This window comes from Peribacillus sp. B65, from assembly GCF_058513295.1.
The window spans coordinates 441,897-456,425 of sequence record NZ_CP195840.1; the positions used below are offsets into that span (position 1 = coordinate 441,897).

Annotated in this window: 12 protein-coding genes; 2 read left to right on the forward strand and 10 right to left on the reverse strand. The window is 37.9% G+C overall.

Annotation, left to right across the window (positions count from 1 at the left end):
- Positions 1 to 129: 129 nt before the first annotated feature.
- From ACSR9O_RS02185 to ACSR9O_RS02200, 4 genes are all read right to left on the reverse strand, one after another.
- Positions 130 to 1,146 carry an aliphatic sulfonate ABC transporter substrate-binding protein gene (locus ACSR9O_RS02185; RefSeq protein WP_402941457.1) on the reverse strand — a complete coding sequence of 339 codons (1,017 nt, stop codon included), beginning with the start codon at positions 1,144 to 1,146 and terminating at the stop codon, positions 130 to 132.
- Positions 1,147 to 1,187: 41 nt separating this feature from the next.
- Positions 1,188 to 1,940, reverse strand: coding sequence for an ABC transporter permease (locus ACSR9O_RS02190; protein ID WP_101224076.1), 753 nt, complete (start codon positions 1,938 to 1,940; stop codon positions 1,188 to 1,190).
- Positions 1,873 to 2,715, reverse strand: coding sequence for an ABC transporter ATP-binding protein (locus ACSR9O_RS02195; RefSeq protein ID WP_101224077.1), 843 nt, complete (start codon positions 2,713 to 2,715; stop codon positions 1,873 to 1,875). The genes ACSR9O_RS02190 and ACSR9O_RS02195 overlap by 68 nt, the downstream gene beginning before the upstream one ends.
- A 270-nt stretch (positions 2,716 to 2,985) precedes the next feature.
- Entirely contained in the window at positions 2,986 to 5,088 is a 2,103-nt protein-coding gene (locus ACSR9O_RS02200) for a YhgE/Pip domain-containing protein (RefSeq protein ID WP_491723841.1), read from the reverse strand.
- 311 nt (positions 5,089 to 5,399) lie between these two features.
- Here ACSR9O_RS02200 and ACSR9O_RS02205 point away from each other — a divergent pair, with 311 nt between their 5' ends.
- The gene (locus tag ACSR9O_RS02205) at positions 5,400 to 6,089 is read left to right on the forward strand and encodes a DUF421 domain-containing protein (protein WP_260356950.1); all 690 of its coding nucleotides are present in this window, start codon (positions 5,400 to 5,402) and stop codon (positions 6,087 to 6,089) included.
- A 178-nt stretch (positions 6,090 to 6,267) separates the two neighbouring features.
- Here ACSR9O_RS02205 and ACSR9O_RS02210 read toward each other — a convergent pair whose 3' ends face one another.
- Positions 6,268 to 6,792, reverse strand: a complete 525-nt coding sequence (locus ACSR9O_RS02210; protein WP_491723842.1) for a type 1 glutamine amidotransferase domain-containing protein — start codon at positions 6,790 to 6,792, stop codon at positions 6,268 to 6,270.
- A 109-nt stretch (positions 6,793 to 6,901) separates the two neighbouring features.
- On the reverse strand, positions 6,902 to 7,639 hold the full coding sequence (gene truA / locus ACSR9O_RS02215) for a tRNA pseudouridine(38-40) synthase TruA (protein WP_101224081.1): 738 nt from the start codon (positions 7,637 to 7,639) through the stop codon (positions 6,902 to 6,904).
- Between the two features lie 958 nt (positions 7,640 to 8,597).
- Here truA and ACSR9O_RS02220 point away from each other — a divergent pair.
- Positions 8,598 to 9,734, forward strand: coding sequence for a site-2 protease family protein (locus ACSR9O_RS02220; RefSeq protein ID WP_230177411.1), 1,137 nt, complete (start codon positions 8,598 to 8,600; stop codon positions 9,732 to 9,734).
- 469 nt (positions 9,735 to 10,203) lie between these two features.
- Here ACSR9O_RS02220 and ACSR9O_RS02225 read toward each other — a convergent pair whose 3' ends face one another.
- The 4 genes from ACSR9O_RS02225 to ACSR9O_RS02240 form a co-directional block, all read right to left on the reverse strand.
- Positions 10,204 to 11,031, reverse strand: coding sequence for a hypothetical protein (locus ACSR9O_RS02225; RefSeq protein WP_491723843.1), 828 nt, complete (start codon positions 11,029 to 11,031; stop codon positions 10,204 to 10,206).
- A 657-nt stretch (positions 11,032 to 11,688) separates the two neighbouring features.
- Positions 11,689 to 12,246, reverse strand: coding sequence for a DUF5381 family protein (locus ACSR9O_RS02230; RefSeq protein WP_157831084.1), 558 nt, complete (start codon positions 12,244 to 12,246; stop codon positions 11,689 to 11,691).
- Between the two features lie 13 nt (positions 12,247 to 12,259).
- Positions 12,260 to 13,057: a YfjC family protein gene (locus tag ACSR9O_RS02235; protein ID WP_101224085.1), complete on the reverse strand. Its 798-nt coding sequence runs from the start codon at positions 13,055 to 13,057 to the stop codon at positions 12,260 to 12,262.
- Between the two features lie 9 nt (positions 13,058 to 13,066).
- Positions 13,067 to 14,314, reverse strand: a complete 1,248-nt coding sequence (locus tag ACSR9O_RS02240) for a glycine zipper domain-containing protein (RefSeq protein ID WP_230177408.1) — start codon at positions 14,312 to 14,314, stop codon at positions 13,067 to 13,069.
- Positions 14,315 to 14,529: the final 215 nt, after the last annotated feature.

Here is a 14,529-nt window from a genome sequence, read left to right on the forward strand (position 1 = left end):
AGTTCATGACCTGCGATGTTTATATTCAGGAATATTTACCCAGTTCAATTAAAAAGGATTAATTGGCCTATGCCGGATTACAAAAAAAGCGCCAAAGCCAGGATGACTGAGGCGCTTGCTTGTTTCAATTTATTTGGACACTTCTTGAAGAATTGATAAATCGATCATGCCTTTTATATCATTGCTAGGGATATAACCAGCTTCTTTGCTTATGTCGGCCATTTCCTGAATGACTTGCTCATTAACTTCGGTTGTCACTTCAAGGCGTGAAAATGCTGAAGCGACTTCTTCTTTACTTAATTCTTTTCCAGTCAGTTCCTTCAAATGCTTAATAACCAGTTCTTGGCTTTCTTCAGGGTTGTCTTGTATAAACTTCACCGCTTTTTCATGCGCTTTCAAATAGGAAGCAGCGAGCCCCTTTCTATCCAAGAACTTCTGGCTTGCAGCCACTACCGTGTTAGGTGAATCTTTCCCCCATGCAAATTGATCCCAGTCAAGCAGTAACTTTCCTTTTGCCTGGTTTTCCAATACATAACCCCATGGTTCCTGGGTTGCTGCTGCATCGACTGATTTTTGGACAAAAAGGGCGGTTGTGTCTGCAGGTGCTGCCGCATACAGCTCAACTGTGCCCCCATTTGTAGTCGGTTTTAAGTCAACATCTTGAAGGGCCTTCCTAAGCATGACATCCTGTGTGCTTCCAATGACGGGAATCGCTACCTTTTTACCGCCCAAATCTTTTAAATCCGTAACCTTGCTGCCCTCGCTAGCAACAAGTACGGCACCTCCATTAACAGCCCCGGAGATCAAGTGGTATTCAGGGTTTTTTACGTAAAAGTTAAGCAATGGACCAGGACCGACCGTTCCGACATCAATGGCGTTTGTAGCCATTGCTTCCATGAATAATCCGCCATTTGCCACTGTTTTGGTTTCAATCTTAACATCTTTACCGAACTCTTCTTCGAAAAAGCCTTTTTCAAGTGCAATGATCGTTGCACTGTGGGTTAAGTTAGGAAAATACCCAATTTTCACGGATTTCCCCCCGGAACCTTCTCCTTCTTCATCATTACTGCTGGATTGAGTGCATCCGCTTACTATTCCGATTAACAATACAGACAGTATAAGGGCAAAAAATGATTTTTTCAGCATATCTTTCTCTCCTTTTTAACTATTATTTTATTAAACTACCGTTACTTCACTCCCCATTTCAGTTGAACATTACGTTCAAGACGGGAGAAGACGACATTATCCACGATTGTTCCGATGATAGCGATGATGATCATAACGGAGATGACCAAATCCATTTGTCCCAGTGATCTGCCCATTTCCAGCAATTGTCCAAGACCGCCTCCCCCGCCAAGTAATTCACCGGCCATCAATGCACGCCAGGAAAAGGCCCATGCGATTCGGAGACCGGATATTATTTGCGGAACGGATGCTGGTAAAATCACGGTGCGAAGAAAATGAAACCCAGTCGATCCATATGTTTTTGCAACCCGCTGATACAACTGTGGTACATTCCGGAAGCCACTCGTTGCATTAACCGTCATCGTCCAAGTTGCGCCGATGGTGACGATGAAGAGGATCGAAAAATCATTCAATCCAAACCAAATGATCGCTAAAGGGAACCACACGATACTCGGGATGGACTGTAAAGCCGTCACGACGAATCCTAAAGTGTCTTCGACCAATTTAAAGCGCCAAATGAAATATCCTAATATCAGACCTACTATAATGGCAATCATAAAGCCGATCAGGATACGGCCAAGGCTTTTTCCGATGGCTTCGGTTATTTGTCCGCTCATCAGTCCATTAAACAGAGTTTCCAAAACCTGAGTCAGGCTTGGGAACATGAAATCCGGAAGACTGGAAAGTCTAGATGTGACTTCCCATATCCCCGCTATCATCGCGATGAATATGATTCGTCTTAAAGCTGTAATCATTCCCCATTTCCTCCTTCAGCACTTTTTCAATTTCCTCCTGCAAAATCGATAGAACCCTTTGTTCTGTATGCAAAGTTACACTATCCGGCATAACTCCATCTTTCATGGAAGGGACGGAAATCGTCTCTTTGATTTTCCCTGGACGGGTTGCAAAGACGATAATTTTTTCGGAAAGCTGAACAGCCTCACGAATATTATGGGTAACGAAAAAGATCGTCACTTTAGTTTTTCTCCAGATTTCGAGCAGCTCTTTATGCAAGACCATCCTCGTTTGCTCATCAAGCGCGGAGAATGGCTCATCCATCAACAGGATATCCGGTTCCATCACCAATGCTCTTGCGATGGCTACCCTCTGTTTCATGCCCCCTGAGAGTTGATGTGGATAGGAGTCAACATATCGGCTGAGGTGAACCATCTTTAAAATGTCCAATGCCTTGGCCTTAGCTTCTTCATTTGGAATTTTCTTTAACTTCAATCCGTATGTAACATTTTCAAGTACCGTCAACCAAGGAAATAATCCCGCCTCTTGAAACACTACAACCCGTTCCGGACCTGGCTTCACCACTTTTTTCCCAGCTACACGTATTTCACCTGTATCTGCCTTATCAAGTCCGGCAATCAGATAAAGGAGCGTGGATTTCCCACATCCTGAAGGGCCGACGATCGAAACGAAGCTTCCTTTCTCGACTTCTATGTTTATCTTATCGAGCACCTTTATGCTTTCTTTCTTTTCATTCTTAAAACTTTTTTCAATGCCATCTATTGTTAAATACATAAAGTCACCCCACTTTTATATCGCATCGATTTACTAAACATTATTTCTTAATAATGATTAATCCAATGGTTTTTGTCAACTATAAAAATGCAAAAATTCTAATTTATCGGTATCTTTTTATTCAATTGTCGATGTATTGATAAATATTCCAGACTTACACAAAAATACAAATGAATAAATCCCAATCAGCAAATATAAAAACCTGAGCCCTTTGTAAGGGTTCAGGCTAATTTTAATATCCATTTTTTCACCTACACTCTTTCGATGACCTTAAAAAATCCTGCTTCCATACAATTTATCCTTCATCTTTTGTGTCCTTGCATGCAGAGGCTTTTTCAAAATGACACCTAAGATGAGTGTGAATATTAAAAAGAGAATCAGGATAAAAATGTCCTTGCCAGCTACGCTCCAAGTTATTCCCCCAACAGATTCACGAAGTAAACCCACAGCATAGGTGAACGGCAAGTACGGGTTAATATGCTGAAAAAAGGGCGGTGTGACCTGAATCGGGAAAGTGCCTCCTGAACTTGATATTTGAAGGACCATCAATACGACGCTTATCCCTTTTCCAACATTTCCAAGAACGGAAACGAAGGTGTAGACAATGAGTGTAAATACTGTACTTATCAGAACAGAAAACAGGATGTACTCAAATTTATCCGCTACATATACATCGATCAGGATGATATTCCCAATGGAAACACTAAGAGCCTGCATTACCCCAATGATGAAAAATATAAGATACCGCCCGATATAAATTTGATACGGGCTGTAGACCTTTTGAGAAACACCCACGCTAAGCATGGAAATCAATATTGTACCACCGACCCAAAGGGAAAGTGCCGTAAAGAAAGGAGACATGGCGGATCCATAGTTCGGAATCGGAAAGAGACTGTGTTTATTGAGCAGCACTGGTTCTGAAAAAAATTCACTTTCTTGTTCAATATCATTCCTTAGGAAATCGATCACTTCTTCCATATTATAAGACTTATCGAATTCCCTCATTTTAAAAGCTAGAGCCTTTATTTTCGTTTCGATTTCCGGAAACTTATTCTGTAACTTATCGATATCCCCTGTACGTGTTTCCAATGTTCGATTGGTCTCATTCAATAGCGTCCTAACCTCAGGAAGAACCTTCGCTCCCTCCTCCATCGTAATCTGGACACTATTCAATATTGCTTCTGTTTCAGTCCAGATTTCAGTGAATTTTGGCCCTGTTTCCTTTGAATAGCTCTCCTGGAATCTTGCCAAGACTTGATCATTGTTCCCGCCAAGTTCTATAAGTTTGCCGAAGGATCGGTTATTCAGCGCTTGAAGTTGGTTCGAAGCATTATCCCTTAGTTCATCAACCAGCTGTATTTCTGGCTGAAGCAAGTTTTGCTCATTAAATTGATTGACCCTCACCAATAAATTATACATACTGTCCAAAAGGTACAACTCTTTATTTATCCTCGTTACCCCTTGTTCCACTAGCTGATCATACTCATTGCCAGGCAAATCCTGACCCGTTAACCGGTTCGCCAGCACTATAACGGAATCATTATCGCTCCTGATGTTCGCAATATCATTTTTCAAAAGGGGACTGATTCCTTCGAATGCCTGCCTTGTTGAATCTACATAACTAGAAACGTCCGATACCAATTTGTCCTTCTGCGATGTTATTCCTTCTATCGAATCCAGGCCATCATTAACCTTCTTAATGATATCTTCAGCCTTTTTGACATGTGTTTGAACGGTTTTGATATTTTGCTCGAGCTCAGGCAGTTCACCCTCTAATAAATACACCATATTCTTCATTTTTTGAATCGTCGGCAACTCGTTTTGTAAGGTGATTCCGAGTTCATTAAAGATTGCAAGGATACTCCCACTGGCTGATTTGATAAAGGTTTTGCTCACATTGTCCACAATGCTGTTCGCACCTGCTGCCGTTATTTTAGGAGCAATGGAATTGATCTTTTCATTAACATAGTAATCAATTTCCGCCTTCTTAGGGTCATCGGTCATGATCGTCGCAATATGTTCGGAAAAGTTCTCCGGTATGATGATGGAAGCATAGTAATCCCCCTTTTCCACCTTTTCTATCGCTTCTTTTTCCGATGTGAATCTCCAGCCTAGATCCTTATTCTCCTTTAACCCTTCCATTACTTCCTTGCCTATGTTCACGGCTTCGCCATTTAAATCCGCACCTTTATCATTATTGGCAACACCGACAAGGATTCCTTCCGTATTTGCATACGGGTCCCAAGATGCGACAATATTGAACCACGCATAAATGGAAGGGATGAACATGAGAAAAACAACTACGATACATACAAAGAAATTTTTATAAATGCTTTTTAAATCGTCAATGAAAATTTCCTGAATATTTCTCAAAACATACCCCCGTGCAAAAGTATTTTGATACTATTATTCGAAGATATTTCTTTAACGATACAAGTAAACATATCCATCGATTTTTTCAGACCAAATAAAAAGAAGCAAGTAACGAACTGCTTGCTTTTTGAGATTTCACGAATCTTGAATACCTGGTTTAAAAATAAAGCTATCAATTTATGTAAGATGGGCTCCCAATTCAAGGACGGTTTCTTGTCTTTTTCCTTTTTGAGTTACAGAATAAACGGCAAGGTGTAAGAACATACTATCACAAACGAATTGTCGGGAGTTTTGCAAGGGAGAAAATTGTCATGTCAGAATCTGTTGAAATCGTCTTTCGAACCTTGACCTCTTTTATTTTATTATGGGTATTTGTCCATCTCCTTGGTAAACAGACGATTGCCCAGAGGACCTATCACCTTTATATCGCTTCAATTACGATGGGGACAATTGCAGGGAATCTAGCATTCAATATAAAAATCAAATTCCTGTATTTTATCATTGCAATTATTGTTATGGGTACCATCGTATATATGCTGAATCTTCTATCGATTCGAAATCCACGCTTCGGGAAATGGATCGCTGGAGAACCTGCTACCTTAATTCAAAAAGGACAGCTTCTCGAAGAGTCAATGGAACGAATGGGATATTCACTGGATTCTCTTAAACAGGGTTTGCGAGGAAAAGATATCTTCAACATTGAAGAAGTGGAATGTGCCATTTTAGAGACAAATGGCTCCCTCTCAGTATTAAAGAAAGAACAATACCAAAATGCCGCCAAGCAGGATTTACCTTTACTGCCCTCAGCAACAGTACCGATAGAACTGGTCCATGATGGAAAGATTCTTTATGAAAACTTATCAAAACACCCCTACGATTACGAATCGTTAATGGCAGAACTCAAAAAAAGAAACCTTGCTGTTTTTGATATCTCGTATGCTGTCGTAGGAACAAAAGGAAATTTGTATATTGACTTGATTAAGGATCAATCAACGGAATAATCTTTTGGTTTTCAGTAAGCATCAAATATCTTAACAATATCGACCCATATCATGATTGACCGTGTTTCATAAAATTAAACTGGATTAAATAAGTGAAGATACTCCTTTTCATTTTAATATTTCATAAATAAAAAGTGGTTTTTCCAAAAGGAAAAACCACTTTTTCAGCCTATTATATTTAACTCTTTTCGATCACGTTTATCAATTCCCTTAAATAATCCGGTAGATCAGGCGGACGCCTGCTTGATACAAGGTTTCCATCTACTACGACGGGCTTATCTATCCAAGTTGCCCCGGCATTTTCCATATCATCTTTAATGCCCGGTGTACTCGTTACATTCTTCCCCTGTAAAATTTTAGCGGAGATCAATACCCAACCAGCATGACAAATTTGGCCAATTGGTTTTTTACTTTCTTCCATGCATTGGATAAGTGATATCACTTCAGGAAAACGGCGAATTTTGTCAGGTGCCCAACCGCCCGGTACAAGAATGGCATCATATTCTTCAGCTTTAATACTGCCATACCCATAATCGGATATGGCTGGTACACCATATTTTCCAATGTATGTTTCATTCGCATTTTCTCCGGCGAGGTGAACAATCGCTCCTTCTTCTTTTAATCGTAAAATCGGATACCAGAGCTCTAAATCCTCAAAATCATGGTGCACAAGACTGATTATTTTCTTTCCTGCTAATCTCATGAAACCCTCTCCTTCTTTCGTTCTATTGCTTTACCATTCTTCCCTATTACTTCCCTTTTTCTACTGCCTGTACACTTTATATGCAATAACCGATGCATCAATATTTGACCTAAAAATCAACCTTGACCAAGTACAACCCAGCTGCCTCCGCCATACGGCCCGTTTGGATTCTTTCTTTTGACTCTAAAATACTCGGTATATTTTCAGCATCTATTTCATTTAACCCTACTTCTATCAACGTCCCGACAATCTTCCTAACCATATTATAAAGAAATCCATCGCCTCGCACAGTAATTTGGATGAAGCCGGCATTTTCTTCTATATCAATGGAATATATCTCACGCACCATGGATTTTTTCTTGGACTTTGCATTTGAAAAAGCAGTGAAATCATGTTCACCTATAAAAAATTGACATGCTTTTTTCATTCTAGTGATATCCAGCTTTTCCTCTACATGCATACTGTACTTTCTCATGAAAGGATTTGTGTATGGCTCGTTCCAGATCTTATACAAATAGGTTTTATCCTTAGCATTATAACGGGCATGAAAACGATCAGGAACTAGCGTAACATCGACAATGCTGATATCTCGGGGTAAATATCTATTTAAATAATTCATGATTTCTGCTTCAGTCAGATTTTCACCGAGCTTAAAATTGGCGATTTGAGCAAGGGCATGTACACCTGCATCCGTTCTGCTGCATCCGATGATTTCAATTTTTTCCCCTGCCATTTCCGTTAATACATTTTCTATTTTCCCTTGAATCGTATCATCACTATTACCTAGTCGTTGCCAGCCCTTATAGCGCCCGCCATCATATTGAATGGTCAATTTATAATTGTTCATTGCGTCCTCCTTATTTTATTCCTGTAAAGTCATCTAAACAGAAAATTCTCGATAAAATACAAGCCCCCATACAACTCCTGCTGTATGAGGGAACAGATGGTCCTTTCTTAGAAACATTTAAATTGTTAAGTTGTTAATGGTTTTGTAACTGCTCCACTAGTCTACAGAGTAAAAGGAGTTCCATTTTAAGGGTTCGTTTAAGATACACCCCCACAGCCTCATGGACCGTTGATTTATGTAAAGATCCTGCAGCTCATCCATGCGATTCCATAGTAAATCCTAGCAATCAAACTAAAAAAGCACTTCTGCATAGTGTACCAAAGTGGCTAACGTCATGCAACGAACGAGCCGGCGCCACATATCCAGTTTCTGTGCAACATGGTGCAATGCAGAATCACACAGGAATAATAAATGGAAATCAAAAAATAAAAAAGACCCAAACCCCTGTGATATCAAGGATTTGAGCCTTTGGCAGTTGATGACCTGTGAGGGATTCGAACCCACGGCCCCTTCCCTGTCAAAACTATCTCATTGTTTTTCTCTAGTTCTTTATTATTCCCAGAAATACTGACACGTAAGGGGTTATCGCTCTTTTTCACAATAAAATTACCCTCTGATACTTTCCGATTATTTGGAATTCGCCCCCAATCAGACCGTATATTACTGATAAAAATAGTGATTGTACCGCTTTAAACCATCGATTTTAATTAAGCATTTGAATTGATGGCTTTGGCCTGAAGAGAGGCGGAAAAAGAAATTCCTAAATATAAAGGACTTAATCTTAATTATAAAAAAATGTAATACTTGAAAGTTAATAATCTAGGAAAAATATTCCTAAAAGGATAAGAAAAATACGATATAATAAGGATATTAGCAAAATGATAAATCAAGAAGACGCTTAGATTGACATAGTGTCACTGGGGTCATCTGTTTTCCCATTTACTCTAGGAGGTACATTTTGAAAGAATCTAAATTGAATAAAGGATGGTTAAGTTTGGGGGCAATCGGGTTATTTTTTCTAGGAAAAATAAAATGGTTGTTTGCGCTATTGAAAATAGCAAAAGTAGGTTCCCTGATTTCTATTTTCGTTTCATTAGGAGCGTATGCCTTGGTTTACGGTTGGAAATTTGCCGTGGCCCTAGTCTATCTAATTTACATCCATGAAATGGGGCATTTACTTGCTGCTAAGAGAAAAGGCATCAAAACATCCAATGCCATTTTCATCCCTTTTGTAGGAGCATTAATTGCCCTTAAAGAAGAGCCCAAGAATGCTAACCAAGAAGCTTATCTTGCCTTCGGAGGTCCTTTATTAGGTACATTAGCATTTCTACCAGCCATCCCCCTATTTATGATGACGGAAAATCCATTTTGGCTTTTAGTTATTACACTTGGAGCCATGATTAACCTATTAAATCTAATGCCTGTGCATCCTCTTGATGGAGGACGTATAGTGGGAGTCATCTCCACAAAGCTTTGGGTATTAGGGATTATCGGAATGGTTGTATATTTGTTTCTCCATCCAAATCCATTTTTAATTCTTTTCTTATTATTGGGTATTTCTAAGTGGTGGAAAGAATTTCGTAGCGAGACAACCAGAAATCAAAGAGACATCATCATCGAACTGAATCAATTTGGGTTAGGGCAACTCGAACAATATGCAGGTGCAACAGATGAAGAAAAAATTCGCCTGGTTAATATTTGGAATATGGAATTAAGCCAACTATATGAAAAGTTTAACAACATGAAGAGTTGGCATATCCCGCTATTTGATGATAATAAGCTAAAAGAAAAACAACTGACCGAGGTAAAATTAAATATTTATAGATCCTTAATGGATGCTGCTAATTCGAATGAATACCAGAACGGACCGACCGATTTTGAAAATATAGGCACGTATGAACGAATAGTAGCAACGTTCTTTAAAGAAGTGCAAGAACAAACTGAAATTAGGGATAAAGAGAAATCCTATTACTCATCGAGTCTCAAAACAAAAGTCATCTGGTTCTCATTATACATTGGGCTTGCCATTTTCTTAATGATAACAAGCTTATATGCAGGTGATTTAATGGAACAATATAAAACTTCATTACCGTAATACATTATGAAAAAGGGACCTCAATTTATGAAGGTCCCCTCAAACTGTAGACAAACCCGATTTTCATCGAGTTTGTCTACAGTTTTTTTGCTTGTACAAATTTGGACGTTGATTTCCATTTCATGCACTCGCTCCAATCAACTATGTTTAAAAATTTAGATAGAACTTCTTTTTCCTACAGTCTTTTTTGTTTTAAAATAGATCTATTAAAACTTGAGGTGATGAGGATGCTTTCGAATCATAATTCTATTCAGTGAGACTGGTGCCGGCGAACCATTTGGTTCGTAAAATGGAGGCTTCCATTGACTTCACCTTCATTTACGACTTGGTGAAAGCCTCCTTAATTAATGTTCCAAATAAGCCCTCGTTTGGATCATTTATGATTAAGTAAATACCCCTACAAGTAACCTTCTAATAATTTTTGGTTCTGTTAAGGGTTATGGTGTTAATTAGACAAGAAAAAGAGGACCTAAAACACGTATAATCTATCGACTTCATCCTGTAAACCTAATTTTATCATTTCATGTATGACCAATTCTTTTAACGCTATCTCATCTGCAATTAAGTAAGTAAATTGGACATCTCTGAAAAAAGCCATTTTACTTTCTGTTGTTGCAGAATTAAAAAAGGCCTTCACTTCTTCCATGTCAATCGTCATATCTTTTTCAAGTTTGTATGGGAGAAAATTGCTTGTAATGTTCTCTACAGGTATTATGCCTAACCCATCAAGAGTTGATAAAATAGTTTGTTGCTCTCTTTCTGTCCTTACTTTTCCTTCCACATAATGATAGACATCTTCTATTCGTTCGCTATCGAATGTGGCTATTATCTTTTCCACTACATAGTTTGCGTCCTCTTCAAATTCCTCATCTTCAGGTTCTACTTGTTTTAGTTCTTTGAGCAAACGAATATACTGTCCCTCTTCTTCCAGGATATTAAAGTTAGAAATAGTTAAGGCATCTTTCATCGTACAAACCAAGTTAAGAAACTCCCTTATATTCCTTGCTACAATCTTTATATGTGAATCAAAATCCATTGGACTAATACATACAACAAAAGCATTCTCTAAATCAGATACTGTTCCGAAGTCAGTTAGAAATCCGAAATGTATGCCGTCAACGCCTGTACTAGCAAATGTAATGACATCATAGGGAGTATTTTCATAAGGGGAGAAGTAAAATTCCAAATAAAGGGATAAATCACTTAAGGAGTGGCCTTCTTTTTCAATTTTTTTCTCTAATTTATGGAGCTTTTCAATTGTTGGTGGCATTTTCAAATACTTTCCTAGATAACTCACTATTTTCTCCTTTAATATTGTGCCTTGTTAGGTGATTTAAGAATAACTCGTCTGTTAAATTTTTACAATATTAAACCATCGTAAGTATTATCGACCCTAATTCGGCTGATTTCATCAAACATTAATTTCACTCGGTACAGCTTTATTATATGAACACGAATAGACATAGACTGATTTAACAAATTCACCTATGTATCGTTCAAAAAAGGAAGACAAATGGATTGCATTTATTGAATGTATGTTGAAGGGACTATCTCTTCGTTAAACAGCCGAAACACCGAATCGGTGATGGTCTTATTTTTAACCTCCATCATTAGCTGAATAAGCAAAAAGCTTTACCTACAGTTCCTTGAAATATTAATTATTATAAATAATTGACCTGTAGTACGTTTAAATCCTTCTCAATCCGCCACCGTTACGCCACCAATTGAGTAAATAATACAAAATGAACTATATTTTATAAACAAAAAAAGCCCAAATCCTTGTGATATCAAGAATTTGAGCCTTTGTCAGTTGATGACCTGTTAGGGATTCGAACCCACGACCCCTTCCCTGTCAGGAAGTGAAAGTAATCGGATTATAACAGATTTATAATGAAAAAGACAATTGGACACGAATCACCAGCTTTGGACTGAGATCTTTTAATTTGAATGATCGTTAATCAATTTTCTGCTCTTGGCGCTCGTATTTGGCTACTCTTTGCAATTTATCTAAATCCACCTTGCGATCCCATACTTTTTTTGCATTTTCTGTAATATAGGGATAAAGATATTGATCAACGACCACCTGATAATCCAGGTCATCAAGTAAATTATACGTACGAATTTTTATGGTTTTGTCATCAAGGGTGTCAATGACTATATCATTGATTAAATTCAGTGGATTTCTTACTAAATCGATATTCCGGATATTCTTAATATAAACTGTACCTTTCTTCGACTTAATCGTACCATTTTCACCTTGGACAATCGTTAACAGGACCTTTCCTGGAATAAAACCTGGAAGTGACCAAAGCGTTAGGTAAAGGTAAAAAGGAGTAAAAATGAGACCACCACCAAGGTAAAATAAAGAATACTTGGACTCAAATTTCAAACCGTGTATGATTAAGAAAAAACAAGCAATTAAAAAACCTACAGTCGCAAGAAACATCCACCCGTACATGAACTTTGACCCTTTTATCTGAATGGCGTTATTTTCTTTCTTAACGTTTACCAAATAATGCACCTCCTTAAGCTGGAAGAATCTTGTTGGTTAATAATAGTTGATTAATAGATGCCTCATTTGCTCTCTGAATACTCAGGTCAAGGTTGTTGTCCCTTGTAGCTAGCCAACATTCATTCTTTCCTGGAATCATAAAATAAAGATCTTTTAGGTCAGGGTTATTCTCTGAGTCATACGTTAAGCTTACTAAACTATCCATTTTACCGTTTCTATTCGAAATATCATTTAAAAACTCTAAGATACTAGTAGACTCTCCCTTTTTACTTACCCATTTCTGAACAATTGACTCCGGTAAAGAATGAGATTGACTTACATCTTCTAAAAGTTCTTCAAATTCTTCACTTTTTAACTGAAGAATAACTTCACCTTGCTTTTCTAACGTATGGAAATGAAAAAAACCGCTTATAACTGAAAGGATTTCTTCTTTCCGCAGCTTAGAAATAGAGTGAACTTGATGATCGTACAATACTTTATGTAAATAAACCTCTCCTTTTTTAAAATGAAAGGAAATACTATCTTCTCCATTTAAGTCTGGCTGATGTTTAGAAGCCGTTACGGTACTTTCTGCATTATTCAATGTATGAATATAGGCAGCAAATTCATCTTTTAACTTATATTGATTATTTACTTCCTTTAACATATCTTTTGCTAACAAAGAGCGAGAGGCAATTTCTAGCATTAATTTCAACTCGGCATCTTGAAGCGTTTGAAAATAGGTTTCCTTAATCGACATTCCTTGTTCAAATAAACCTTCACTATAAAATGAAAAAAGTAACTCTTCAATACTTAATTGAACGGTATTCATATATCCTCCTTAAAAAAATGAAAATTTATCCTCAAAAAAATCTTTTGCTCCATCGGCAAGGGAACTCGCTGTTTCTTTTGCCTTAGATAATCCCTTACCAATTTCCCCCACCTTCCCTATTGGGTCAGCAATAGTATCCTTAATTTGATCATTTAAGAAATCAACACCTTTATTAACTCCTTCAACAACTTTCCCAGCTTTCTCCAAACCACCTTTAATCAGTTCAAGCCCATCATGTATAGGTTCTTTAATGATAATCGCTGCTTTCTCTGCTATACCTGCCGTAAGCTTAGCCGCTTGCTCTCCAACAAGTCCTCCTACAAATGAACCTGCAGCGGCTCCTACAACCGTACCGACTGGGCCTACTAAACTTCCTAGAGCCCCTCCTACGAATGCTCCCGCAATGGAACCTCCAGAAATCGCTACGGTATTATTCACTGCATTTCCTACCGCTTTTGCATTTTCTCGCTTTAAGACCTCTGGATTATTTCCATATTTCGCATAGTTTTCGGAAATTTTCAGTCCCATTCCGCCTGCTTCCATTACTCCTGTTACCAGTACTGCACTAACAGCGTTGGTTTTGGCAAATTTCGCTCCCGTCTGTAGAAATGATTTAAACGTTGTAGAGTCCAATGCTCGATGATTAATCCCTTCAAATAATGCCTTTGAACTATCTGTATACTTAACAACATCACCAGGAAGATATTTGGCAACCTTTTTGTGAACTAAATCAGCAAATGGAACATCTCTATATTTTTTCAATAAAAAGGTTGGATTTAAATAGGCTCTTGCTACATTACGAAATTTGGAATTATCGACTACATCTGTTAGTTTATTTAGGGCATTCATATGTTTATACATATAGACATCATCACTATTTTTGATAAATTGTGTAAAACCTAGCCCATAAAATGCCAGCTGCTTTGATACTAAAGCACCCATCGCAGTGAGCGCTCCATATTTCTCATGCAGTTTATAAAGTTGACCGACTAAGTTATCAGCATCGGAAAATTTATTGGCGGTCATTCGAAGGTCGATCTCCATTTCACTCAGAAGGTCAACTATTTGATTTCCTGTTCCCCACGGATCTCCTACTTGATAAAAACAATGACTATACTCTGCTGGAGCACTGCTAATTAGGTTCACTAGTTCCAAATGAAGACTCTTGTATTCTTCTTCAATTTTTGACAAGTGCGAGACAAACTCATTTGCTAAATATTCTAAACGATCTGGGTCTACGGAAATTTTATTCCCCACTGTATCATCCTCTTTTCTTTTCCTTTATGAACTATTTCATCTATATACTATGAAAAAAGTGATGTACTAATAGTATAATCTGTAAAGGCAGGATAAATGGGTCGACACAACCCGGTACCCAATTTTTATCCATTCCTTGCTTACCGCCATCTTCTTTTTTCTTTCCTTGTCTCTACTTATTACGAGCCATTTTAAACCTTTCAAAACGATTATCA

What these genes read in the sequence shown, in the direction of transcription:
- ACSR9O_RS02185 (WP_402941457.1), bottom strand. Translation starts at nt 1,146, where the DNA reads ATGCTGAAAAAATCATTTTTTGCCCTTATACTGTCTGTATTGTTAATC.
- ACSR9O_RS02190 (WP_101224076.1), bottom strand. Translation starts at nt 1,940, where the DNA reads ATGATTACAGCTTTAAGACGAATCATATTCATCGCGATGATAGCGGGG.
- ACSR9O_RS02195 (WP_101224077.1), bottom strand. Translation starts at nt 2,715, where the DNA reads ATGTATTTAACAATAGATGGCATTGAAAAAAGTTTTAAGAATGAAAAG.
- ACSR9O_RS02205 (WP_260356950.1), top strand. Translation starts at nt 5,400, where the DNA reads ATGTCAGAATCTGTTGAAATCGTCTTTCGAACCTTGACCTCTTTTATT.
- ACSR9O_RS02210 (WP_491723842.1), bottom strand. Translation starts at nt 6,792, where the DNA reads ATGAGATTAGCAGGAAAGAAAATAATCAGTCTTGTGCACCATGATTTT.
- truA (WP_101224081.1), bottom strand. Translation starts at nt 7,639, where the DNA reads ATGAACAATTATAAATTGACCATTCAATATGATGGCGGGCGCTATAAG.
- ACSR9O_RS02235 (WP_101224085.1), bottom strand. Translation starts at nt 13,057, where the DNA reads ATGAATACCGTTCAATTAAGTATTGAAGAGTTACTTTTTTCATTTTAT.